We start from the raw sequence: 25,119 nt of genomic DNA, 5'->3' as shown, positions 1-25,119 counted from the left end.
TTATAGCCGTACTATCTGGAGTTTATGTGGAGATACAGTAGTAAACTTCATAGGACGTTTACTACTAAAAAATATTATTAGCTATATTACTTTTTTATGGAGAAATAATTGTTTTAAAAAACTTATCGTATGAATTGATGTACGATTAATATTTACGAAAAACTAATGTATAATAACGTGAATTGTATGTAGTTTCTTAAAATTCGCGAAAATATACTTTTGCTTCTTTACCAAAAGAGGAAAAGGAATTTCAATATAGAAGAAGCTACCGTAATACTAGAGTGTGTGCCAAGAACTTTGGATTTCTTTCATCTAGTTTCTATTTAATCGTTAATCACTACATAACAATGTTCTTGCTAAACCAAAAGTTTAAAGGTACAAACTTGGAGAGATTTATATAATGCTAGAAAGGTTGTGAAATGATTTGATGGGTTATAAAGCGATGCTGTTTGATTTAGATGATACATTACTTGATAGGGATAAAGCAGTAGAGGCATTATTTTTAATTGTTTTAGAAAAGTGTTATGAAAATGTAGATGGTGCGGCTAAAAGCAACATGTTACAGAAATTCAAAGAATACGATAAAAGAGAATATGGCATAAGTAATAAAACGACAGTTTTAGAATCATTGTTTGATGAATTCACGCCAAGGTATAGATTGCCACGCAATTACATCCAAGATTTTTGGAATAATAATTTCCCTAGATGTTTTTCAATAGACCAAAATACTATTCATTTCTTAAATCAAATAAAGAAGCACTGTAAAGTTGGAATTATAACAAATGGCTCAACTCAGAGGCAAAAAGCTAAAATATTTAACACGAATTTAAATAAGTATTTTGAAACAATCATTATTTCTGAAGAAGTGGGATTTAGTAAACCTGATAAACGTATATTCGAACTAGCATTAAATAAGTTAAATTTACAACCGGAAAATACTTTATTTGTTGGGGATGACTTAGAAAAGGATATTGCTGGTCCTCAAAATGCAAATATAAAAGGTGTGTGGTTTAACCCTCAGAAAATCAAGAATACTACCAAAATACAACCATATGCCGAGATTAACACTTTGGATAGTTTGTTAAGTTATGTTACTCCACAATATTTTTATAACAAGTAAAAGTAATCCCATATATATATTAAAAAATATAAAAAAGAGAAACTATCATTAATTTCATTGACCGTATTAGTAAGAAAAAATAGATATTTACAACAAAAAATAGAAGCGATTTTAATAGCTGTGGCTAATTTAATCTATGATTAATACGAAGTTTTGTAAAACAATTTTACTCATACTGTGTAAATTATAAAGGGGTGGTGTATAGTGATAATAAAGTTATTGAATTTTGATTAAAAAAGATAAGAGCCTTACTACATTCTATATGCAGCAAGGCTCTTTAAAGTTGTTTCAAATTATATCCATCTGCTTATGTAATGCTTAAAAAATGAATAATAAAGTTGTTTACTTCTTATTAAACTAACGCCCCCGTTAGTTTAAGTGTAACTCTTCACAATTATTTGATATTATATAGATAAATAGAAATATAAATCAGAATTTAGTTTATAGTTATAAAAATAAGTTATTTATACCCTTATAATTCTTCAGAAAGGAGAGTGTATGAAAAAGACTATTGTTTTTGTATTAACGATATTTATATTATTCTCAGGATTCGCAACACAAAGTTATGCGTTGTCAGATTCGAAATCTGTGGCAATACAAGCATTGCTAGATGATGCCTGTCGTACGTCAGGTGTGCCTGGAATGTCACTCTCAATACTTGCTGATGGTGAAGTGTTCTACTTTTCTTCTGGGTATGCAGATCTTGAAAAGGGACTGTCTGCAAGTGAAAATACACTCTATGAGTTGGCCTCGGTGAGTAAAGCTTTTACTGGTATGGGGATTTTGCTATTGGAAGAGCAAGGGCTGCTATCAATGACTGACCCTATCCAAAAATATTTACCTTGGTTTACGTTAAAGTATCAAGGTAAACCTGTTGATATGCAAAACCTTACACTAAATAACTTTCTTCACCATACCAGCGGCCTAACAAATATTAGACATCTTCAAAATATTCCACAAGGTAATACGCCTGATATGTTGCAAAAGACTGTGGAAACGCTGGTAGATGCAGAATTGGCGTTCTCTCCTGGTGAACAATATAACTATGGAACCGTTAATTATGACGTATTGGGTTTGGTTATTGAGATTGTATCACGACAAAGCTATGAAGACTTTATGAAGGAGCAAGTATTTCTACCCTTAGGTCTTCACCAGACGTATGTTTATAAAGAAGATGCTCAAGCCACTGGACAGTTAGCACAGGGTTACCGTTCTTCCTTTTTTATAACAACTCCATTTAACGCTCCGTATTATACCGGGAATAAACCTGCCGGCTATATCATTTCTAATACAAAAGATATGGCGCGTTGGATGGGCATACAGATGGGTATCGTGCAGGACATACCCGAAATATTTCACAGGGCCATCGAAAAATCACATAGAGGTGATATGTCTGTTTCGGCTGTCAATGATATGTATTATGCGGCAGGTTGGTCGGTAAACGCCGAACAAACGTTTATAGAACACACTGGGGGTAATCCAAATTTTAGTACCAAAGTAGCCATACTGCCAAATGAAAGAACAGCCATCTGCTTACTGAGCAACGGCGCAAATACCAATATAAACCTGGTACTACAAGTTAAAAATATATTAAACGGCAATCTAACTCAGTCATATGAGATAAGTGGCACACAGCTTTTGGACATCATTTTGTCGTCTACCACAATTATTCTTTGCCTATTAGCCGTTCTGTTATTTTTCTTAGGATTAAGAAAAGGGAAAACGAATGAGCAGCAGCCAATGACAAAAAAGAGAACAATCGTAACAATTATTTTCCTAATCGCTACTATTGCCCAGTGTATAATGTTTTTTGCCTTCGATTGGTCAACGATACTTATTTGGCAAACATATAGTGTTCTTACAGCTTTAATTTCGTCAACATTATTAACAGCAAGCATTACTTGGTTTGTATATACTCACCGATTAGATGCCTCGGTCCGAAAATAAGTACAATGTTAAGTAAATAAATCTTAATTTATCGATATCCTTAATTTAAAAAACAGAAGACACCTCGGTATCTTCTGTAATGTCATCGACACTTCTCCTAGTTAAACCCACTTGCTATTTCTTCCACTAACCTGCCTCGTTAGTAGAAGAAGGATTTTTAAACTACTATATTATTTTTTAAATGACTTTATTGTAAATTAAACAACTTTATTATCTCTGTACAGGTGGGACTATGGAAATAAAGAAAGTAGTAATCGATGGAATCAATATTGCGGTCATTAGAAACGATAAGGTATTAATATCGGATGTTCAGTCTGCATTAGATACTATGGCAACAGTTCAAAATGAGGTAGATGCGAAACATATTATTATCCATAAATCTTTAATAAGTGAAGATTTCTTTGACCTAAAAACACGGCTTGCGGGTGATATCCTTCAAAAGTTTATAAACTATAAGGTAAAGATTGCTATTGTTGGAGATTTCTCTATGTATACTAGTAAAAGCTTAAAAGATTTTATTTATGAATGTAATAAAGGAAATGACATTTTTTACTTAGCAACTGAACAACAAGCAATTGAAAAACTAAGTACATTAAAGTAATAATTATATCCTGCTAAATTCCCCCATTTCACTTAGTTCATAATTATATACGATATAGAAGAACTGATGTTTGTGGTAAACTAAGAGATGAATAAAGGGGGAGTTTTTTTGAACAATTTTAATATTATAATCCAAAATTTAAATAATATAGTTTACAAACCTAACAACTTAATGATTACGAATCTAAAAGAAGAAAAGCAAAACGCAGAATATGCCGGATGTTTATTCCACTTAAATAACAAAACCATTCGTTTTAGAAAATCAAAAGTTACACCTAATAAAATTGGTCAATTTGTTTCTTTTTGGGAGAAAGATGAAAATATGCGAAATAGAGCTTTCTCTTATGAAGCTGCTCCTGATTTATTAGTAATCACTTGTATTGCTGATAATAAACTAGGGCAATTTATTTTTCCTAAAGAGATTCTTCTTAAAGAAAAAATATTGAAAACACAAAGTCAAACAGGGAAAATGGCAATGAGGATTTATCCTGTTTGGGATACCACTGTTAGTAATCAAGCTAAAAAGAGCCAAACGTGGCAACTTCAATATTTTGTTGATTTAAGTGATAGTAATAATTTGCCTATAGATAAACTATTAAATTTATATTCGTAGCTTTTGATTTGCCCCAAAAAGAAGTGATTACAAAAAACATGTGTAATGACACCTCCTATGTGAATCGTAATTTTTGTACCGGTACAGTTAAATGAAATGTACATTGTTACAGTGCCCCTTAAAATTTACAATCAGCATATATTATTTAAACTTATAAATTTTTAAGGGGTGCTAAATATGACAAGTTTACAAGATCAGCTTTTCACAAGATTAAATCTTAAAAAACGTAATGATGTAACGTTTGAAGAATTACCTACCATACTCTTTTCGTTTGCGCATACTATACCATTTGAGAATTTAGATGTTATAGCACGAAATACGAATCAAATCTCTCTGGAAAACTTACGAGAGAAAATTTTAACTAGTTCCCGTGGTGGACTTTGCTACGAATTAAATACTCTTTTTTACTATTTCTTAAGAGACTGTGGCTATGATGTACAACTGGCATTAGGTACGGTGTATAAAAACGATATAAATGCATGGGCACTTGAGGATGGCCATATAACAATTATTTTAACTTATGATAATGTACAGTATTTAATTGATATAGGTATAGCTTCGTTAGTACCTCTTGTTCCTGTACCTTTTACTGGCGAGTCGGTTTCTTCAAAAAATGGTTCGTACCGGGTGAGACGGAAAGATACGAATAAAGGAAATTATGTTTTAGAAAGAATAGATGCTGCTGGAGAATGGAAAGTTTGTCATGCTTTTTATAAACATATTATTGATGAGATAGTAGTAAATGATGTTCAAAGAAGAGTGATAGAAGATGAGAAGTCTATTTTTAATAAAGGACCAATTGCAGTAAAGTTGACGAACTCTGGCCATATTTCATTAACGAATACAAGTTTAACCGAAATTATTCATGGGGAAAAAACTAAGCGTGAAATTACAGAAGATCAATATAAAGAGTTTTTATATACTTTATTTGCTATTAAGTTATGAATAATAAAGATAGCCGGTTCTTATTCAGAAGCGGCTATCTTTATTATTTTTGGTGTAAATGGTTTTCTTCTAATATGTTTCGGAAACTGCGGTATAGTTAATGTTTTTAATGTTTCCTCAGCTTCTTCATATGTATGAAAAATTGGTTCTTTTCCATCATCCCCTTGTAAAACTAGCCCTTCATCTCGGATTACATATGGCATAAAACCACCCCATCTAGTAAAGAATTATGTTCTTTTGCAGCAGAATAATACGATTTAAAGTTTGATTTTCTTAATACATATAATACACTAGAACAGTACGAAAAAGTATGTACAATGAATTTTGAATGTAAAGGAAGATTATTATGTCAGTTATTGATAAATTGAAACTTAATAAGTATACAAATATGGTCGTTATTAACGAACCAAGTGATTATGACATTTTTACAGGTAAAGAAACTGCATTCTCAAAAGAACACGATGCTATCTTTATATTTGTAGAAACGCTTGATGAAATGGTGAAACAAACGAATTTTATTATTAGTAATGAAGAATTACTAATTGAAAAAGGTTACGTATTCTTCGCATATCCGAAAAAAGGTAATGCTCGTTATAGTACGTTTATTCACCGTGATGAGATGTTTCCGGCATTAAACGTTGGAGAAGATGGTTATGTGGGAGAAAGCGATATTAAATTTGCACGAATGGTAAGTATGGATGAAGTCTTTACTGTTGTTGGTTTAAAACGTGAAAAGAAAAAAACAACAAAAACATCTGCTATGAGTCAATGTGTTGCCGATTATGCAGATCGAATTAAAGATGTTGAAGCATTATTAGCTAATCATCCGAATGAACTTAAGTTTTATCAAAGTTTAACGCCTGGATACCAAAAAGATTGGGCACGTAATCTTTTTTCTGTGAAACAAGAAAAAACACGTGAAAAACGTCTAGAGAAAATGATAGAAATCCTTTCACAAGGCTACAAAACAATTGAATTATTCCGTAAGAAGAAAAAATAATGATTAAGGAAGTCACAATGCTGCAACAATTAATTGTGATGAGTACATTGAAAAAAGCATTCCTTCCATTATACTAAGGAATGTTCTTATATTTATATAATTAGCAAAAGAGAAAAGGTGTTTGAAATGAAATCGTATATTGTAGTTGGATCAGGAATTTTAGGAGCGTCTACTGCTTATCATCTTGCTAAGGCAGGTGCGAATGTTACTATCGTGGATCGCCAACAATTAGGGCAAGCAACCGATGCAGGAGCAGGTATTGTATGTCCATGGCTATCACAGCGCCGTAATAAAGCATGGTATAAAATCGTTAAAGGCGGTGCACGTTACTATTCTTCGTTAATTCAGCAATTAGAAGAAGACGGTGAAACTGACACAGGATATAATCGTGTAGGTGCAATTAGTTTACATACTGACGAGAAAAAGTTAGATCAAATGGAAGAGCGAGCTTATAAACGACGTGAAGATGCCCCGGAGATTGGTGAAATAACTCGCTTATCAGCTGAAGAAACAAAAAAATTATTCCCAGCATTATCAGACGAATATAGTTCTGTTCATATTAGTGGTGCTGCACGAGTAAATGGAAGATTATTACGCAATGCATTAATAAGTGCTGCGAAAAAACATGGTGCAACTTTCATAAAAGGCGATGCTATATTAGTCCGTGAAGGAAATCATATTACGGGAGTTACAGTAAACGATGAAACAATTTTAGCGGAAAAGGTTATTGTAACTGCAGGCGCATGGGCGAATGAAATCTTGAAACCATTAGGAATTAATTTCTTAGTTACATTCCAAAAAGGACAAATTGTTCATCTGCAAATTGAAAATACAGCAACAGAAAATATGCCAGTTGTTATGCCACCAAACGATCAATATATTTTAACGTTTGACAATGGTCATGTCGTAATTGGTGCAACACATGAGAATGATACTGGTTTCGATCATCGTGTAACAGCAGGTGGTTTACATGAAGTATTCCATAAGGCATTAGCAGTTGCACCTGGCTTAGAAAATGCTACAATGCTTGAAACGAGAGTTGGATTCAGACCATTCACACCAGGATTCTTACCTGTTATCGGACCGCTACCTAACTTTGAAGGAATTCTCGTTGCGAACGGATTAGGAGCTTCGGGTTTAACAGCTGGTCCATATCTAGGAGCGGAACTTGCTAAACTAGCGCTCGGACAAACGATTGAATTAGATTTAAATGATTATGATGTTGCTGGCGCAATTGAATAATATAGGGTACTGCTAACATTTAGGAAAAACCATGCTAAACAAATTCGACAAGAAATAATCAGTTTTTCCTCTGTTAAGAGTAAGCCTGTTTATGAAAAATAAAATTATTTAAAAATAGAGGGCCGACATTATAAACCTGCATTAATAATGTAGAATTGTGATGGCGGCTCTTTATTCATATTGATTTAAAACTTATTTTCGAGAGGAGGTTAAGTAATGAGAGCGCCATATCAAGTATTGATATTTCCTTATATAAAAACTGCCGATTCTATTCAATATGCCATTTTTAACCGAAGTGATTATGGTTATTGGCAAGGAATAGCTGGTGGCGGAGAAGACGGTGAGATTCCTATTGAATCAGCAAAACGGGAAGTGTTTGAAGAGGCTCGTATTACAAGAGAATGTCCATATATACAATTAGATTCTGTGTCTTCACTATCAGTAGAAGATGTAGTTGGAGGATTCCTTTGGGGAGAAGAGGTTTATGTAATAAAAGAATTTTCTTTTGGAGTTAAAGTCCCTACAAAAAACATATCATTATCTAAAGAACACTTCAATTATAAATGGTTATGCTTTGAGGAAGCAGTAACGTTTTTGAAATGGGATAGCAACAAAACAGCATTGTGGGAATTAAACAAAAGACTATTAAAACAATAAAAGTTTTAGCTAACAAAGATAGTAGTGGAACAAGAATTGAACCATTAACAAACCTTTGCTACACTTCTAAACAATGTTTTATAGATTTGGCATGGGTAATGAACGAAGAGAACTTGTACTAAGAAAAGCCCTATACAGTTGACTCTGAAAAAATGAAAATAATTAGAAATATTTTTATATCGTACGGTTTTTGGCTATGAATAACGGAATAAATATTAAGTATTCAACAGTTTAAATAAAACGAGTTAGCTTTTTATTTTAAGAAGAAAGATGACTCGTTTTATGCTAAAATTCGCTTAGTGTATATTTTCGTTAAAATGTGGGTGGGCCCCCTTTTAGCAAAACCGGAGTGGGAATGATGAGTATAAATAGTTTTGTGGGATTGATAAATGACGAATTATTAAAAGAGGTAAGCATCCGAAGTGAGGATGAATTCGAGCCTGTAGTAGTTAAAGATATTCCTAGACTTTGGAAGTGTTTAGGAACAGGTAATTATGCCGCAGTATTCATGCACAGAGAATACAAAGATTGGGTAGTGAAAGTTTACGTGCGAGAAGGAGAAGGAATTGAAAAAGAGTCAGAAGTATACCGAAGAATTGGAAATCATCCTTCTTATTCAAAGCTTATATATAAAGGAGAAAATTTCATAGTATTGAAACGTTTAAAAGAAATTACCTTATACGATGCTATTCATAAGGGTATTAAAATTCCTAAGCAAGTAATACTTGATATTAATGAGGCTTTAGAGTATGCGAGGGAACAAGGGTTAACTCCTTGTGATGTTCACGGGAAAAATGTGATGATGGAAAAAGGAAGGGGATATGTAGTCGATGTATCTGATTTCTTAAAAACAAAAGAAGATAGTAAGTGGAGAGACCTAGAAAAGGCATATTTCACCTTTTATTTTCCTTTCATATATAAATTACCTTTCCCTATTAAAGTACCGTATTTTATGTTAAACATTGTTAGACGTTCGTATAGAAAATATAAGAAGCTTAAAAAGAAATTCAAATTGTAAAAGGACCACATATGTTCCTGAAAACGAGTTAAATTCACATAAATAACTTTAGAAAAATTTCAAATTTTGTTTAGGGGCTACTCCAAGACCTTGGCTTGCTGGGCATGTGGTGTTACCTCAAAAAATAAAAAGATTAGGAGTGAATCCTAATCTTTTTATTTATACATATTTTTGTTAGTTATATCACTATCAATTCCAAAACGGGATATTCTGAATAAATGAAACCGTCAAAATAAGTGTTGATGCGGAACCAGCAGTTACTAAAGTTACTATTTTTCGTCCATTCTGTTCTTTTGAAGGTTTTATAAGTTCTGTAATTAACAAAATCCATATTATGATAGATACTATTGAAATAATATTTATAGACATATGTAACACATCCCTTCGTGTTTTTACATAAATATTTCTGCTTTTATAAAATAAAAGCAATTTAACAAGAAAATATGTAACGCATTAAAAATCAATATTTCCTTGTTAAACCACCTTTTTTAAATAGAAATACGACTGATAAAACGATAACAACAGCCTTCAAACTGCCCCAATATGGATAAATAGCATGATCTGTTAGACTAGCATGCTGAAAAATATTCTCTAAACCGAAAATTCCTATCATGACTGCGAAAAGGAATGAAGCTGATCCATGCGTCCCTTTACGATAGAGGGTAAATAAATAGACTGCGAAAATTAGTGGTAAGATGATTTGTAGTACGATTATCATAGTTCGTCCCCCAGATTATTTATAATTATATTATATACAAAATTGTAATAAAAAGGAATATAACTTATTTGATACTAACAGAACTACTCTAATCATATTCTTCTATAAAAAAGAAGAAAAAGGGGTGTACAGTTAATTGACAAAAGTTAAAGTTAGTTTCCGACCCATTGTTCAAAACGTAAATTTACCAACCGTATTGAAAACAACGATACTTCCAGGTGAATCGACCGAAAGACTATTTATCGCAACCCAATTAGGAGAGATTTTTTACATAGGGAATGGAGTTATAAAGATATTTTTAGATATTCGTCACCTAATTATTAAATTAGGTACATTTGAAGAAGGTGTTTCTAGTAGCGGTTATGATGAACGCGGATTGCTAGGACTTGCGTTCCATCCACAATTTTATCAAAATAGGTTATTTTATCTACATTATTCAGTAGCCGGAACTCAAGGGCCAGGTGCACTTTCTGAACAATTTAAACCGAATCCTTGTGACCCTAAAACAATAAATTTAAAGTGGGTTAATAGAAATACGCAATATGATCACATTGATACTGTGGAAGAATGGACTTTACAACCTAATGGTCAAGCTCAAAAGCGACGAACATTACTGAATGTAAGAAGACCATTTTTTAATCATAACGGAGTCAATAGTTTAAACTTTTCACCTGAGACTGGAAAACTTGTTTTTACAAATGGAGATGGCGGATCAGGTTATGATCCATTTAACTTAAGCCAAGATGATTTAGAAATAGCAGGTAAAATAATTGAAATCGATGTAAGTAAAAATACATTTATAAATAACCCTCCTGTAGTTACACGCCTCGATGAACTTCCTTTATCTATACAAGAAACACTTACAGTAATTGCAAAAGGAGTACGTAATATAACCGGCATTTCATTTCAAAGGTTTTATAATCAATATATCAAATACGCCGGAAATGTCGGACAAAATATTGTAGAGTCTATTTTTTCATTTGTTCAATATAAACCTATACCGGTTACAGAACTTGTTCAAATGCATTTTATGAGGCTCACTCCCAATCAAGATGGGGTTATCAATTTTGGTTGGAGAGGATGGGAAGGGGATTTACCTACTTCTTTTATACGGCATTGTTCCGAAAATCAGACTTTGGATGAAAGAACAATGACTTATTATGATGAAACAATACAAACTTCAGCGAGGCGTATTCTGCCTCTACTTAGTTATTTTCATCAAGATTCCAGACCCGATAAGTTTGGAGGAACTTCCCTTACAGGAGTTCAGCCATATATGGGAAATGCAATTCCAAATTTAACAGGTAGCGTAGTGTTTACTGACCTTGCTAAGAAAGAAGATTCTCGACCGCCAGTTAAAGGTGTTTTAGCCTATACTAGAGCAGGTACAGACGGTAAACATACTGACTTTCATGCTATTGAAACCAATTATGATTTTGGTACGCAAGCAGCTTATTATATGAGTTTAGGAACAAATTTGAATCAAACTAAATTATATTTAGGAGTTTACGGTTCTATGAAAGTAACTGATTTTAACAAAGGTACCATTTTTGAAATTATTCCCTGATACGATATACACTCGTAGTTTAATAATCCAAGGAATTTATTTTGTTTTAAAACGCACAATTTATCCCCCTAAAAGCCTTTTATTATATAGTAATTCATAACAAGTAGAAAGCAGCTCATAAACCACTAGTGTATGAATAATATAGAAAGTAATGAATGAGGCATCTTTAGGGGGAGATATTGATGAATTGGTTTGTACGTTATTGGTATCAACTGATGATAGAGCATGATACGAGCTTTGTTCATAAAAGAAAATTGTCCCTTGCGAATAAGTTAGTACTTACAGCTTTGATGAGTACATTAGCCACCATGTTTCAAGCAGCAGGAAACCTAGTTCCTGGTATAGGTTTGCTCATTAGTCCATTTTCGACATTACCGATTTTTTTTGCTATTTTCTATTCTATTCGTGAGGGAATACTTTCTTATATTCTTACTATTTTTCTATTATTTATTATTGAGCCAAGTGAACTAATTGTCTTTCCTTTTACTACAGGCTTATTAGGTCTAGCCTTAGGAGTATCCTTTTTAAAATTAAAGAGGAGAATTTGGATTGTTTCCTTTTCAGCAACTTGTCTAATTATTGGTATTATGATTGTTCTCGATGTTTTCCGTTTTCCGGTACTTGGTCCTGCTGTTCATACAACTATGGATATAAAAATTATTTTATCAATATCTATAATGAGCTTTCTATACTGTTGGATTTATGCAGGTTTTTGCAGAATAATGATGAATAGATTATATAAAGTGTTGTATTGACAATGGCATAATGAGGATTGGAGATTGAATTCATGACTAACGTTGCAGTTAGAAGACCGAATTTGAATGATGTAGATGAACTATATTTATTTTTCCGTATCGTTATTACGAATACATACAAAAATGAAGGATTGTCACAATCATTGGATGACATAGAAAATGAAATTAACTCAAAAAAGCAGTATTTGAAAAGTGATTTTGATAGTAACGGAGAAGGTCGTTACTTTTTATTAGCAATTGATACAAGTAACGATAAAATCATTGGAACAATCGAAATCGGTCCAGCAAGTACATTGATTAATAGTTGTACAGGTGGTGTACTTAAAAATTTGTATGAAATAGGAACTGTATTCATACTTCCGGAGTATCAGAGAAAGGGAATAGGGAGTTTATTACTACATACAATGTTTCTTACATTACTTAGCAGAGGGATAACAGAATATTGTTTAGATAGTGGATATAAAAATGCGCAAAGTATATGGACGAAAAAGTTTGGAAAACCTAGCTATGTATTGAAAGATTACTGGGGAGAATCCAGCGATCATATGATTTGGAAGAAAAGTTTACATGATACACCTATAATATTTGAATTATAAAATGAAATATGCCTCTGAACATAGCTTTTCTTACTTATGTATGCTATTATTTATCTTTATAATAAAAGAGGACGTGAATGAACTTGATTAAAATTAATATTCCTGAAGCTGATGTTTCAATTACTGAACGTAAACAAGTTATTAAAGGAGACGAGCCAATCATTACTCCAATTAATGGATTTATCGATTTCCACTTGTTCCCTAGAGATAAAGGCGGCATTTTTATGTTTTACAATATTAATGACGAACTTCTTTTCGTAGGTAAAGCTCGTAAAATTAGACAACGTATTAAGAAGCATTTTGAAGATAATGTTTCACCAATTAAAAATCACCGTGATGAAGTATACCGCATTGATGCATGTATCGTAGAAGATCCAACAGAAAGAGAAATTTACGAAACATATATCATTAATGAATACAAAGCGAAATATAACGTTGATAAAGTATTTTACAAATAATCAACATTAATAAAAAGCAATCCTAGCTAATATGCCAGGATTGTTTTTTATTTAGATTTATTCTTCATATCTTTCTCCTTTTTTCAAATGATTAGCAGCAACAAAACAGATTACACCTATAAATATAAGTACAATACCAACCGTTTTATGTTTTCCCTCAAAGAAAGGAATATCTGAAATAACATTTGTCATACATAGTCCTAAAAATACAAGGATAGGGCCCACCCAAAGTAATACATTACCGAATTTTGTGTGCTTCCACATAATAACCCTCCTTAACCCTCTTTACATATATATCCATAAATGAAAAGTAAATTCATAGAGAAATATAGTTTTTTTCATATCGAAAATTTAACCCTCATATATTGGTACAAGCAAAAGAGAAAGGAGACCATCATGAATTGGTTAGAAGCTTTCATACTAGGTATAATTCAAGGTTTAACAGAATTTTTACCAATCAGTAGTACCGGACATCTTTATTTAGGAAGGCATTTGTTCCGATTAGATGAGGCTGGCTTATTTTTAGATACGATGCTGCATATTGGGACTTTACTTGCGGTTTTTATTTATTACAAAAAAGAATTTATATATTTAATTAAAAACCCATTTTCAAAGCTCATGTTATTACTTATCGTTGGGACGATACCTGCAGTTGTAATTGGTTTATTGTTTAAAGACTTCTTTGAAGATATTTCAAAAACAGGAATCACGATCGGTTGGGAGTTTTTAGTGACCGGATTCTTTCTCTACATGGCAGATAAACAAAAGAATGGTCGTAAAAAAATGGATGACATAACATATAAAGACGCATTAATTATCGGTTCATTTCAAGCTGCTGCTATTTTTCCAGCCATTTCTCGTTCTGGAATGACAATTGTCGCTGCATTATGGAGAAAATTAGATCGTGAAACAGCTGCTTACTTTTCTTTTTTACTTTCGACACCAGCCATTGTTGGAGCTATCATTTTGCAATTTGTAGACGTTTTTCAAGGGAAAGCAGAATCTATTTCTAGTACATCTTTAATTGTCGGAACGTTATCAGCAGCATTTTTTGGATACATAGCCGTTTCATGGATGATTCAATATTTAAAACGTCACTCTTTAAAAGTATTCGCGTATTACGTATGGGGATTAGGTATTTTAATTTTAATGTTGCAATTTACTGATGTATTTTAAGTATAATGATAAAGAAGTTAATTAGTTTAAGATCCTGTTTCATTCATACAAGGCAGGATCTCTTTTTATTAAGGGGGAAAATATGTTTAATAAGGCTATCGTTATTGGTGGAAGTATGGCAGGAAAGTTTGCAGCAAAAGCATTATCAACTTCTTTTAAAGAAGTAATCATTATAGAAGCTGGTGAAAGGTGGGATGGAAAGTCTTCGAGAAAAAGAGTTCCACAAAGTAATCATCCTCACGTGTTATTAAAAGGTGGAGAAAACGCAATTGAAGAATTGTTTCCTAATATTACGAATGAATTAATAGAAGCAGGTAGTATCGTAAATAACTTTACTCGTGATTTAAAATGGCATCAATTTGGTTTATGGAAACAGCCATTCATAGGGGAAGTACATATGATTCAACAAAGTCGTCCTTTGCTAGAATGGCATATTCAAAAACGAATACATCAAATTTCAAATATTACTATTAAATATGAAACATTGGTTAAAGGGTTATTGGTAGATGAAAAGCTTAACAAAGTGTGTGGAGTAAAAGTTAAATATTTAGAGACAGACATACAAGAAGAAGTTCATGCAGACCTTGTAGTTGATGCGAGTGGATTTGGCTCAAAAAGTATAGAGTGGTTACGAGAATACGAAATTGAAGTACAAGAAGAGAAAGTTCGTATTGATTTATTTTACGCAACGAAAATGTTCAAACTTAAAGAAAATGAGAAATTAGACTGTTGTAATATGTTAATGTCTCCGAGTTTCCCTGATAACCCTTATGGCGTTCTTATTCAAACGATAGAAGATAATCGTTATTTTGTTACTTTCAGTGGATACGCAAACGAGAAAGCACCACAAACAGATGATGAGTTTTATGATTTTGCTGAAAACCTATCAATTTCTAATGTTACAGACTTCCTAAACAAGGCTGAGGGAATTACTGATATAAAGACATACAAAATTCCTTATCAAGTACGCCGGCGATTTGATTTAGTGAATAATGTACCAGAAGGCTTATTAGTTGTTGGAGATGCGCAATGTCGTTTTGATCCCGTTTTCGGCCAAGGCGTATCAGTTGCTGCTATGGAGGCTCACCAGTTGCAATTACTTCTGCAAGGTAGAAAACAACTTGATAAAACATTTACACAACAATTTTATAAAAAGGCAGCTAATATAATAGAAACCCCATGGGATATGACAACAACGGAAATATCACGTCATCCGCAACTAAAGAGAGAATTAACTACAAAACAAAAATTTCAGCTATGGTATACGAAACAAATATATCGACTATCCGCAAGTAATTCTGATGTTTATATTCGGTTAGTACGAGTGATGAATTTAATTCGTAGTCCATTTCATCTTTTTCATCCGAAAGTGCTACTATCTGTATTACTTAATCGAAAGTAATAGCAGGAATATAATTGATTAAAAAAGAATGTATAACAGTTAGTAAATCTAGAAGGAGAATACGGGATGGAAATATACATAGAGCAACTAAAGAAACAAGATGCTAAGGATTTATTTACGTTTGAACTTACGAATAAATCTTTTTTTGAAACAATGGTGCCAAATCGTGGCTCAAAATATTTTGAATTTGAATATTTCCAAAAACTACTAGACGATTTATTAATAGAACAAGCAGATGGAGATTCTTATTTTTATTTAATTCGTAATGAAGAAAAAGAAATTGTAGGGCGAATTAATTTAGTAGATATAGATACGGAAACTCAAATTAGTTCGCTAGGGTATCGGGTCGGAGAAAAATTTACTAAAAAAGGAGTTGCTACAGCAGCCGTAAAATTAATTTTAGATGTAGCGAAAAATAATGAAATTACTGAAGTTCATGCTAAAACAACTACTAATAATCTCGCATCACAAATTGTACTAGAAAAAAGCGGATTTTCTTCTTATCAAAACGAATCAGATACAACTTCTGTAGAATTAAATGGAGAACATGTGAAGTTTGTACACTATATTTGGAGAAATACTTCACGCTTATAATAAGGAGGACTTATTCATGAATGATTTACGTTATCCAATTGGCCAATTTACATACAAACGTCCTATAACTGAAGAAATGATTGATACATGGATTCAAGAAATTGAAGATTTACCAAATGAACTAACAAAGGCAATTAAAGATTTAGATCAGAAGCAGTTAGATACACCATATCGCGTTGGAGGTTGGACTGTACGTCAAGTAGTTCATCACGTCGTTGATAGTCATATGAATAGCTACATACGCTTTAAATTAGCACTGACAGAAAAGAATCCCACTATTAAGCCGTATAAAGAAGAGAAGTGGGCAGAGTTACCCGATTCAAAATTACCGGTAGATGTTTCACTAGTAATGCTAGATTCATTACATAAAAGATGGGTTAACCTTTTATATTCTCTAGAAATTGAAGATTTAGAAAAGACATTTAACCATCCTGAAACTGGTGAAACAAAACTTGCTGTTGCAATAGGACTATACGCATGGCACGGACGGCATCATACAGCTCATATAACTTCATTAAGAAAGCGACTAAATTGGTAACATGGAGATTACATTAGAGAAGGCGACAGAAACTGATGCAGAAGTTATATTTCAAATGCAAATAGACTCATTTAGCTCTTTATTACATAAATATAAAGACTATGAAACAAATCCAGCAAATGAAACTATTGAAAAAACTATTTTTAGAATAAATAATCCCAGCAGTAATTTTTATAAGGTGATAATAGATTCGAAACTTGTTGGAGCGATATGTATATCCGCAAAAGAACTACCTTATAAATTTTGGATTAGTCCAATGTTTATTCATCCAATCTATCAAGGGAAAGGAATTGCTCAGAAGGTACTTATTTTAATTGAAGAAATGTTTCCAGAAGCACGAAGTTTTGAACTTGCTACGATTTTAGAAGAAGAAAGAAATTGTTTTCTATACGAGAAAATGGGGTATAAAAGAACAGAAGTAATAAAGAAATTAAATGATAAAACTACACTTGTTTATTACAAAAAAGAAAGGTAAAGCATTTAAAATACGCTTTACCTTTTTATGTTATTTTAGATTAAATATACAAAAATAATGTATGTTCTTCCAAAATACTCGGGTTAGTAATTTCGAAAATGAATAAAGATACAAAAAACACTACTTTGTCGTAAAGGTTACTAGCGCTTTTTGAATGCTTAAAATACTATCGTCACCTTTAAATTCTTTCGTAATTGGTTCCTCCATACTAGACACCCAAATTTTAAGTTCTGCATCTAAATCAAAATGCCCAGCCGTTTCGATGCTATATTGTGTAATACTTTTATAAGGAATAGAATGGTATTCTGTTTTTTTGCCAGTTACTCCTTGTTTATCTACTAATATAAGACGACGATTTGTAAATACGATTAGATCACGAATTAATTTATAAGCATGCTCTACTTTTTCATCGTCTAGCATAATCTTCTCTAAATCACGTTCTACACTTTCAGAACTCGTATTTGATGCATTTCCTAAAATACCGCTAAATAAACCCATATTAAATTCCTCCTTTAATATATGTGGAATGAATTACTTATATTGTAACATGTTACTCACAAAGATATTATGACATTACTTTAGTAGTTTCTGGTTATTGTTGTAATTCATTTATATAACTTCATCCTAATATCTTATGCTAATATGAAATTAAGAAAAGAGAAGCAGAGGGATATAGTATGAAAAATATCGGTTTAGTATTAGAAGGCGGAGGAATGAAAGGTTTATATACTGCAGGCGTACTCGAATATTTCATGGAAAAGAACTTATTCTTCCCTTATGTAGTTGGCGTATCCGCTGGAGCTTGTATGGGAGCAACCTATTTGTCGCGTCAACAAGGGAGAAATAAGAAAGTAAATACAGAGCTAGTATCAGATTACAGGTATATATCTTATCGAAACTTAATTCGAAAACGTGAATTATTCGGAATGGATTTTTTATTTGATGAAGTACCTAATAAAATTGTACCATTTGATTTTCAAACTTTCTTAAACTGTAATGAACAGTTTGTTATAGGGACAACTGATTGCGAATCAGGACAAGCCATTTATTATAATAAAGCAGAACACGGAAATGATATTTTAAAAATCATTCGTGCATCTAGCTCTGTGCCGTTTATAGCACCTGCTGTAGAATATAATAATCGAAAATTATTAGATGGAGGGATTATAGACCCTATACCTGTTTTGAAAGCCCAAAAGGATGGTTATGAAAAGAACGTTGTAATTATGACAAAGCCAGAAGGATATGAGAAGCAGCGAAATAAATTTTCAGGCCTGGCTAAAATTTTATATAGAAAATATCCGAAAATCGCAGAGAATTTAGTAAACCATTATCGTTTTTATAATGAGACGATATTTTATATGAATCAAGAAGAACAAAAAGATAATTTTTATGTAATTCAGCCAAGTGTACAGCTTCCTATAAGCGGAATAGAAAGAAATAAGGAAAAGCTTGTTAATCTATATAATCTTGGGTATATCGATGCTCAATATCATTATGAAAACTTATTAAATTGGATAGAGAAATAAAGGAGGAGAAAGTTGAAGTTAGGAAAACAAATTATTTTTAAGGAATTGCAGAAAATGCATAGTCCACTTCATAAACCGTTTCCTTATCGTGCTACAGCAAAATTGCAACGAGACCTAAAAAGTAAATTTACCGAAGATGACTGTATAAACGCTGATTTTAATCATTATTGGATGCATACAGCAGCTACTTTAAATTCTATACTAAATGGAAACGAACAGAACATTACGTTTCAACAAATAAAGTGGTTAAGAAAATCGTTTTTTGAGTGGTTTCCGTAATATCGTTTTCTAGAAACAGAAATTGTGAATTATCCCATTTTGTATAGAGATTTCATAAGTTATGAGAAGACCAGGAAGCTATTACTTTATTATCTTACTGAATAAAAGCGAAAACGTACAGGTTACATTACTTGTACGTTTTTTTGTTCATAAAACATTCAATATTAACAACTAGTTTATATAGGAATTCTAATGAGAAGAAAGAAGTACATATAATAGAATGATACAGGGAGGAGAGAGGAATAGCTGTTTTACTTTAAGTTATTGTCCAACTCGAATACAGTTAGTTATTTATGTTAATATATTTCGAGTGAAATCAAGCTTTAAACAAAATAAGTCAACAATGTAGAAGGGACAACATTAACATGGAAAACGTATCAAAAATAGATAAATTGGAATCAATAAAATCTTTACAGTCAACAATCCGTAAACTTGAAAATGCCTTATCACAGATGACTCAAAAGGGCTCAAATACTACTTTAGTGAAAAAAAGACTCAAAGCAGCTAGTATCGGCTTAGCTATGTTAGAAAGTGTTTGGAAGCAAGAAACTCATCATTATACTCAGGAAGATTTAGCAGAAGCTCGTAATGTTCTGATTGGTTTGCTTCCATCAATTGAAAAGATTTACGATAAGTCAAAGCTTGGGAGTCCTCAAAGAACACTTTTAGAAAGAAGAATAAAATCATTGGAACTTTCTATTCAAGCGATTGATCATTTCTCTAATCAATAACTTCTCTAAACACATTACTTACGACTACTTTTATATAGGGATTCTAATGAAAAAACTACATATAGAGTACTACAAAAGAGGAAGAGAGGTGACTTCGATCATTAGTCATAAGTTAGAGCAGCTTAAAAATCAATTAAAGAATGGAAACGAAAAAGCTCTTTATACTTTTTTGCATGAAATCAAATCATACACTACTAATAGAACTATGCCCTATAGATAATCAGTATAAACTTATAACGTATATATGGTTAGGCAATCAAAATACTGAAAATGTTTATGTATTCGGTAGTTTTCCTGGTTGGGATCTGTCTGTAAATCAATTACAACGATTGTTACAGACAGATATTTGGTATGTTACGTTTAGAACAAATAAGAGTTTTATTTCAACTTATTATTTTACAGTAAATGATTTTTTCGAAAATAATTGGATAAAGCGTAGTGAACAGTATCGATTAGACCCATTTAATAAAAATACATTTGGAGAAGGTACCAATAAAGCGTCTGTGTTAAAAATAAGTATGGACATGCAGTATAGCAGTCGTTTCCCTTCAAATCATTATCCATCTGGGAGAATTGAAACATATTCTTTTCATAGTTCGATTTTAAATAACACACGTAAAATTCATATTTATACGCCTCATGATTATTCTCACACTCCACATCTTCAAGAACTTCTCATTGTATTTGATGGGAATTCATTCATTCAGAGCCTTTTAATTGAAAAAACACTTAATTATTTAATTTACGAAAAAGAAATCCCATCTTGCATTGCTGTTGCTATAGATCCTGTCGATCGATTAGAAGAGCTAACTTATAACGATAAAATGAATACATTTTTAACAAAGGAATTACTTCCGTGGATTCAATCTAAGTATCACGTTTATCAAGAAAGGAATCATACAACAATTGCTGGTTTCAGTCTTGGTGGCTTAGCAGCTTTTTATGCAGCACTTCAAAATCCACATGTTTTCGGAAATGTGTTGTCAATGTCTGGATCCGTACATTGGAAAAAGGATAATTATGAAAATACAATTCCTTGGATTGAAAATCAAATTTTATCAATAAATTCTAATACGACTCATCTACATTCTTACATAGCAGTAGGTGAACTCGAAAACGAACCTCTTTTAACGGCTAATAGACGGCTATATAAAGCTTTAGAAGAAATGAAACACCACAAACCACTTAAGAAGAGTTTCAAGGCGGACATGATAGCGTATGGTGGCGAGAAAAGCTATTCGATGGATTAAGGGCATTAGAATTTACAAAAACGACATTAGAAAATAAAAAGGAGAGAGAATCTATGAATCAAGAAGAACTAGATAAAAAACTAAAAAAGCAAGAGATTTTAGTAAAAGATGAGAAAGTTTGGTCCTATACGTATGAAGATCATATTAGTTCTATCGTTAAAGAAGCAGAAAAGAAAGGGTCTTTTGATAATTTACCTGGTAAAGGGAAACCTCTTAATCTTGATAAAGATCTTTCGTACAATCCTGAAAAGCAACTTTATAGAACTTTAGCAAATAATCACGTTTTACCTAGGTGGATTGAGCTTTCAAAAGAAATTGACGATTTAAAAGAAAAGCTAAAAGAAAATACAAATACTGCAGAAGCAGCGGATTTAATTCGAACTATTAATAAAAAGGTATTAGAACATAATCTACTTTGTCCACCAAGCGCGCAAAAAATGAGGGTGAAAATGGATTTTTAACGATTTTCAATTAAGCTATCGCTTACTATATAATTAAGTTAGGCATTTTCAATTCATTACTAAAAGGAGGCAAATATAGTGAAGAATACGTATCAACTTCAAATTCCGAAAGAACTAGAACAGTATCGTAGTATTTTAGAAGAAAGTGTGAAACCGTATGTTAAAGTGTCTGGAACGCAAGCAGAGACAACGCTTTTTGAAAGTAAGTTTGGTGGATATCCGTATTTACCTATAGATCAAGAGCATCCTAAAGACTCAAACGGACAACCTATGATGCTACTTGCGCAGTTAAACCTTGAAGAAATACCAAACATTGAACATATGCCTCAACATGGAATGTTACAGTTTTTCATAAGTGCTGAAGAAGATCTTTTTGGAGCAGATTTTGATCATCCCACAACCCAAAAAGACTTTCGAATTGTTTATCATTCTACAATCACAGCGGATTTAACTAAGGTGATTACTGATTTTAGTTATTTAAACACTTTAGATTTAGAGAATTTTATCATACCCAAAGCAGCAAAACTAAAGTTTGAGTTGGCATATCAACCAGTAACACCAAGAGATTATCGATTTGAAATGATTTTTAATGATAACATTGATTGGGAAGAAATTGTTGATGAAGAAAATAATACAGAATTAGGCGAACTGTATGATGATTTATGTAAGGATCAAGGACATAAAATTGGTGGTTATCCATTTTTCACACAGACAGATCCAAGGGAATGGGAAGAAAAATACCAGCAACATGACATATTATTGATGCAAATCGATACAGACGATTCATTAAATATTATGTGGGGTGATTCTGGGGTTGCTAATTTCTTTATACGTAAGGAAGATTTGTTAAATCTAGATTTTTCCAATGTCATTTACAATTGGGATTGTTACTAGAAGATATAAATAAAATAATAGCAAACAAAAAATCTTCCTGAAGGTGAGGAGGATTTTTTTATGTTAAAAATAAGCGTTATGTTAACTAGAATAAAAAACAATGAGTGTAATGAAAGTCAAGTCTAAATGACAGAAATAACAACAAATAATGTAAAGTTGTAAAACATGTGCAAATAGCAATTAATTCATTAAGTAAAACATAAAATAAAATTACTAATTTATATTTTGTATAGAAATAATTTTTCTGTATAAAAATTTCTTGCCAATCAAAAATGTTTTTAATTCGTTAAATCTTAAGCGATTATTGATTAAGATTTGCTGTGATGAATTTATAACAAATAAAAACGATAAAAACTGAAGAAATTTGTTTAGATAAGATTTAATGTAAATCTCACCAAAAATCTCCGTTTCGTCTCATTAAGTATAGTTTACTTGGGTTTTGATACCTGGTATTGCTTTGTTTCTATAACTGCCTATAATATATATTATGTTAACTAACTTTAAATAATAAACTTATTATAGATAAGTTGGTTTTTGTGATTAGCCTCCCCTCGTTCTTTTTAATCATTCTGTGTGATGGATTGTTTAGTTATTTGTTTTATAAGTTGTTGATGAAAATGTCTCCAGATATAAATTATATTTAAGACAATAAAAAATGCAATTCGTTTTAACTGAACACATTAAACGAATTGCATTGATATGATTCATAATAAGTTTTTAAAATTAGTTTGCTACAGCAATTGCTTCGATTTCAATTAAAAAGTTATCGTTAATTAACTTTCTAACTTCTACAGCTGAACTTGCTGGTGGATTTTTAGTATCAATGTATTGATCTGGTATATCTCTAACAGTGGCCATTTGAGAAATATCTGTTAGGAAAAATGTTAATTTTACTACATCATTAAATCTTAATTCCGAAGTTTCTAATGCACTTTTAATATTTTCGAAAACTTGTCGCGTTTGTGTAGCTAAATCACCAATGCCAACTATTTGACCATCAGTGTTAATCGCTACTTGTCCAGATATGTAAATTGTTCGTTTAGCGTTACTAACTTCCACTACATGTGAATATCCAGAAGTTGGTGGCATCGTTTCTGGATTGATAAATTTCTTTTGCAAGGTGTCTCTCTCCTTTTTTATCAAGACAATTGTAAAATCTATGTATTTACTATATTCAATCAATAAAATTAAGAATCCTTTATGATTTAAAAATAAAAAACCTTAGAATAGCTATCTTCATACCTATTCTAAGGTTTTTTAGGATTTTATATTTAGTTATCGCTAGTGGACATTGTTAAATTAATCTTTTCATAATCTCTTTTAAATTGATTATCATTTTTTAGCCAACGTTTGAAAGCCGATTCGCTTATTTCTAAATTTGAACAAGTTATAGCATTACATTTATTTTTCATATATTCTTCAAGGAAACTTTGTTTTCTTTGCTTAACAGCAGTTTGAGTTTGTTTTAATTTTCGATCTTGTAATTGATCTAAACTCAGACTTTCTTTCTGAAACACTTCATATTTTCTATGCAAATAAATATCTTTGTCTTTATAAATCCAATTTGAAAATAGTTGTATTGATTTTCTTCCAGATAAAATAACACGATAATGTTTGTTTTGATTTAGTAAATCGGCTCGTAAATTGCGATTTTGAAGAATTTGATGTAAAGAATTCATAAAGTTATATGATCCACCTACGAAATTAACTGTATAAGTTTCATACTTGACGTAACCATCCCCATCAAAATATCCACGAACAAAATGATGTAAATATTCTTCTGGTACTAAAGGAAATTCAATGTTAAAAGATTTACATGGCATGATTCCGTGAATATTCATTAGATCGTCTTTTATTACTTTACTATTAATGTTTAGCATATATACGCCTGTTTTTTTGTTTTGATAAAGTGGCTGGTTTGTTTTTAGTTCTTTTTTTATATCTTCTAAAATATAACTTTCTTTTTGAGATATACTGACACATTGATTTTCTTTCTGTATAACACCATCTGCTGCTATAAACCCTAAAATATAAGCCATATTGTTTGACCACGTTTTAAAATAATCTTCTGTTATGTCATACTTTCTCTTCCAACTCCCTATAGCGCGTCTTGGTACGTTATTGTCTGATAAAACCATACGAATATACCTTGCAGACACATTAGCAAGCATGGCGATTTCTGAGGTGCTCTTCCCTTCAGTATACAAATGCATGATTTCAGATTTTGATAGTTTACATTTTGATTTCTTTTTTCGCTCTATGTGCACTTACATCCTCTCCTTCCTTTCTTTTATTAGAGACATATTTTCTTCTATAACATACAACGAAACGTATGTTCTTTGTTGCGTATAAGAAGGAATTTACTAAATAAAAACAATTTACATGTACTTAATATTTGTTTTAGCTGCCACTGTGCAATTTGTACTTTATAGATACAAATAATGAATTTGACGAATTTATGAAATACAAGGCAATTTAGATGAAAGGTAAAATAATATAGTTTAAACTACAAATAGCTACAATAACAACATACATAAATTGTTAATCGTAAAAA

At 31.7% G+C, this 25,119-nt stretch carries 27 protein-coding genes and 3 pseudogenes; 23 read left to right on the top strand and 7 right to left on the bottom strand.

Features of this window, described 5'->3' with window-relative positions; genetic code table 11:
• Positions 1-427: 427 nt before the first annotated feature.
• The 5 genes from ACUN13_RS15295 to ACUN13_RS15275 all read left to right on the top strand — a co-directional run bounded on the left by ACUN13_RS15295 (position 428) and on the right by ACUN13_RS15275 (position 5,225).
• Complete coding sequence (locus tag ACUN13_RS15295; RefSeq protein WP_000540712.1) at positions 428-1,120, top strand: HAD family hydrolase; 693 nt, start codon at positions 428-430, stop codon at positions 1,118-1,120.
• A gap of 498 nt (positions 1,121-1,618) precedes the next feature.
• Positions 1,619-3,067: a serine hydrolase domain-containing protein gene (locus tag ACUN13_RS15290; protein ID WP_025687846.1), complete on the top strand. Its 1,449-nt coding sequence runs from the start codon at positions 1,619-1,621 to the stop codon at positions 3,065-3,067.
• 232 nt (positions 3,068-3,299) lie between these two features.
• On the top strand, positions 3,300-3,668 hold the full coding sequence (locus ACUN13_RS15285; protein WP_000403456.1) for a DUF4180 domain-containing protein: 369 nt from the start codon (positions 3,300-3,302) through the stop codon (positions 3,666-3,668).
• Positions 3,669-3,755: 87 nt separating this feature from the next.
• Entirely contained in the window at positions 3,756-4,280 is a 525-nt protein-coding gene (locus ACUN13_RS15280) for a MepB family protein (RefSeq protein ID WP_409532074.1), read from the top strand.
• Between the two features lie 177 nt (positions 4,281-4,457).
• Positions 4,458-5,225: an arylamine N-acetyltransferase family protein gene (locus ACUN13_RS15275; RefSeq protein ID WP_000202746.1), complete on the top strand. Its 768-nt coding sequence runs from the start codon at positions 4,458-4,460 to the stop codon at positions 5,223-5,225.
• 20 nt (positions 5,226-5,245) lie between these two features.
• On the opposite strand, the gene ACUN13_RS15270 is transcribed toward ACUN13_RS15275, so the two are convergent.
• Entirely contained in the window at positions 5,246-5,428 is a 183-nt protein-coding gene (locus ACUN13_RS15270; protein ID WP_001147158.1) for a hypothetical protein, read from the bottom strand.
• 143 nt (positions 5,429-5,571) lie between these two features.
• Here ACUN13_RS15270 and ACUN13_RS15265 point away from each other — a divergent pair, with 143 nt between their 5' ends.
• From ACUN13_RS15265 to ACUN13_RS15250, 4 genes are all read left to right on the top strand, one after another.
• Complete coding sequence (locus ACUN13_RS15265) at positions 5,572-6,225, top strand: YdeI/OmpD-associated family protein (protein WP_000110844.1); 654 nt, start codon at positions 5,572-5,574, stop codon at positions 6,223-6,225.
• A 126-nt stretch (positions 6,226-6,351) separates the two neighbouring features.
• Positions 6,352-7,467, top strand: a complete 1,116-nt coding sequence (locus ACUN13_RS15260) for an NAD(P)/FAD-dependent oxidoreductase (protein ID WP_025686884.1) — start codon at positions 6,352-6,354, stop codon at positions 7,465-7,467.
• A 216-nt stretch (positions 7,468-7,683) separates the two neighbouring features.
• Positions 7,684-8,124 (top strand): NUDIX hydrolase, encoded by a 441-nt coding sequence (locus ACUN13_RS15255; RefSeq protein WP_445423875.1) that lies wholly within the window; start codon positions 7,684-7,686, stop codon positions 8,122-8,124.
• Between the two features lie 358 nt (positions 8,125-8,482).
• Positions 8,483-9,142, top strand: a complete 660-nt coding sequence (locus tag ACUN13_RS15250; protein ID WP_025686885.1) for a serine/threonine protein kinase — start codon at positions 8,483-8,485, stop codon at positions 9,140-9,142.
• Positions 9,143-9,331: 189 nt separating this feature from the next.
• Here ACUN13_RS15250 and ACUN13_RS15245 read toward each other — a convergent pair whose 3' ends face one another.
• Both ACUN13_RS15245 and ACUN13_RS15240 read right to left on the bottom strand, forming a co-directional pair.
• Positions 9,332-9,511, bottom strand: a complete 180-nt coding sequence (locus ACUN13_RS15245; RefSeq protein ID WP_000026314.1) for a hypothetical protein — start codon at positions 9,509-9,511, stop codon at positions 9,332-9,334.
• Positions 9,512-9,602: 91 nt separating this feature from the next.
• Complete coding sequence (locus ACUN13_RS15240) at positions 9,603-9,860, bottom strand: hypothetical protein (protein ID WP_025686886.1); 258 nt, start codon at positions 9,858-9,860, stop codon at positions 9,603-9,605.
• A 136-nt stretch (positions 9,861-9,996) separates the two neighbouring features.
• Here ACUN13_RS15240 and ACUN13_RS15235 point away from each other — a divergent pair, with 136 nt between their 5' ends.
• The 4 genes from ACUN13_RS15235 to ACUN13_RS15220 all read left to right on the top strand — a co-directional run bounded on the left by ACUN13_RS15235 (position 9,997) and on the right by ACUN13_RS15220 (position 13,236).
• Positions 9,997-11,427 (top strand): PQQ-dependent sugar dehydrogenase, encoded by a 1,431-nt coding sequence (locus ACUN13_RS15235; RefSeq protein WP_025687465.1) that lies wholly within the window; start codon positions 9,997-9,999, stop codon positions 11,425-11,427.
• Positions 11,428-11,609: 182 nt separating this feature from the next.
• The gene (locus ACUN13_RS15230; protein WP_001103998.1) at positions 11,610-12,182 is read left to right on the top strand and encodes a hypothetical protein; all 573 of its coding nucleotides are present in this window, start codon (positions 11,610-11,612) and stop codon (positions 12,180-12,182) included.
• A gap of 32 nt (positions 12,183-12,214) precedes the next feature.
• Positions 12,215-12,778, top strand: coding sequence for a GNAT family N-acetyltransferase (locus ACUN13_RS15225; protein ID WP_000185966.1), 564 nt, complete (start codon positions 12,215-12,217; stop codon positions 12,776-12,778).
• A 77-nt stretch (positions 12,779-12,855) separates the two neighbouring features.
• On the top strand, positions 12,856-13,236 hold the full coding sequence (locus ACUN13_RS15220; protein WP_001048941.1) for a nucleotide excision repair endonuclease: 381 nt from the start codon (positions 12,856-12,858) through the stop codon (positions 13,234-13,236).
• Between the two features lie 57 nt (positions 13,237-13,293).
• On the opposite strand, the gene ACUN13_RS15215 is transcribed toward ACUN13_RS15220, so the two are convergent.
• Positions 13,294-13,500: a hypothetical protein gene (locus ACUN13_RS15215; RefSeq protein WP_000265477.1), complete on the bottom strand. Its 207-nt coding sequence runs from the start codon at positions 13,498-13,500 to the stop codon at positions 13,294-13,296.
• 132 nt (positions 13,501-13,632) lie between these two features.
• On the opposite strand from ACUN13_RS15215, the gene ACUN13_RS15210 reads away from it, so the two are divergent.
• The 5 genes and pseudogenes from ACUN13_RS15210 to ACUN13_RS15190 all read left to right on the top strand — a co-directional run.
• Positions 13,633-14,412: an undecaprenyl-diphosphate phosphatase gene (locus ACUN13_RS15210; RefSeq protein WP_001104298.1), complete on the top strand. Its 780-nt coding sequence runs from the start codon at positions 13,633-13,635 to the stop codon at positions 14,410-14,412.
• Between the two features lie 82 nt (positions 14,413-14,494).
• Positions 14,495-15,814: an FAD-dependent oxidoreductase gene (locus ACUN13_RS15205; protein ID WP_409532068.1), complete on the top strand. Its 1,320-nt coding sequence runs from the start codon at positions 14,495-14,497 to the stop codon at positions 15,812-15,814.
• Between the two features lie 66 nt (positions 15,815-15,880).
• Positions 15,881-16,408, top strand: coding sequence for a GNAT family N-acetyltransferase (locus ACUN13_RS15200; RefSeq protein ID WP_000409236.1), 528 nt, complete (start codon positions 15,881-15,883; stop codon positions 16,406-16,408).
• Positions 16,409-16,424: 16 nt separating this feature from the next.
• Entirely contained in the window at positions 16,425-16,946 is a 522-nt protein-coding gene (locus ACUN13_RS15195; protein ID WP_000999070.1) for a YfiT family bacillithiol transferase, read from the top strand.
• A gap of 1 nt (position 16,947) precedes the next feature.
• Positions 16,948-17,421 (top strand): annotated as a pseudogene (locus ACUN13_RS15190) (GNAT family N-acetyltransferase); the annotation flags it as partial.
• A 120-nt stretch (positions 17,422-17,541) separates the two neighbouring features.
• On the opposite strand, the gene ACUN13_RS15185 reads toward ACUN13_RS15190, so the two are convergent.
• Positions 17,542-17,919 carry a PH domain-containing protein gene (locus ACUN13_RS15185; RefSeq protein ID WP_000522476.1) on the bottom strand — a complete coding sequence of 126 codons (378 nt, stop codon included), beginning with the start codon at positions 17,917-17,919 and terminating at the stop codon, positions 17,542-17,544.
• 179 nt (positions 17,920-18,098) lie between these two features.
• On the opposite strand from ACUN13_RS15185, the gene ACUN13_RS15180 reads away from it, so the two are divergent.
• The 5 genes and pseudogenes from ACUN13_RS15180 (at position 18,099) to ACUN13_RS15160 (ending at position 22,565) form a co-directional block, all read left to right on the top strand.
• Positions 18,099-18,950 (top strand): patatin-like phospholipase family protein, encoded by an 852-nt coding sequence (locus ACUN13_RS15180; RefSeq protein WP_409532064.1) that lies wholly within the window; start codon positions 18,099-18,101, stop codon positions 18,948-18,950.
• 12 nt (positions 18,951-18,962) lie between these two features.
• A pseudogene (locus ACUN13_RS15175) lies at positions 18,963-19,334 on the top strand (YxiJ-like family protein).
• Between the two features lie 260 nt (positions 19,335-19,594).
• Positions 19,595-19,960: a hypothetical protein gene (locus ACUN13_RS15170; protein WP_000432659.1), complete on the top strand. Its 366-nt coding sequence runs from the start codon at positions 19,595-19,597 to the stop codon at positions 19,958-19,960.
• Between the two features lie 88 nt (positions 19,961-20,048).
• Positions 20,049-21,671, top strand: a pseudogene (locus ACUN13_RS15165) (DnaJ family domain-containing protein).
• Positions 21,672-21,749: 78 nt separating this feature from the next.
• Entirely contained in the window at positions 21,750-22,565 is an 816-nt protein-coding gene (locus ACUN13_RS15160) for a DUF1963 domain-containing protein (protein WP_088344348.1), read from the top strand.
• Positions 22,566-23,288: 723 nt separating this feature from the next.
• On the opposite strand, the gene ACUN13_RS15155 is transcribed toward ACUN13_RS15160, so the two are convergent.
• Positions 23,289-23,684, bottom strand: coding sequence for a RidA family protein (locus tag ACUN13_RS15155; protein ID WP_409532062.1), 396 nt, complete (start codon positions 23,682-23,684; stop codon positions 23,289-23,291).
• Between the two features lie 152 nt (positions 23,685-23,836).
• A complete protein-coding gene (locus tag ACUN13_RS15150; RefSeq protein ID WP_000546829.1) occupies positions 23,837-24,832 on the bottom strand; it encodes an LAGLIDADG family homing endonuclease in 996 nt (331 codons plus the stop codon).
• Positions 24,833-25,119: the final 287 nt, after the last annotated feature.

This window comes from Bacillus cereus group sp. Bce041 (assembly GCF_052646455.1).
This window is presented reverse-complemented; position numbering and strand designations above follow the sequence as displayed.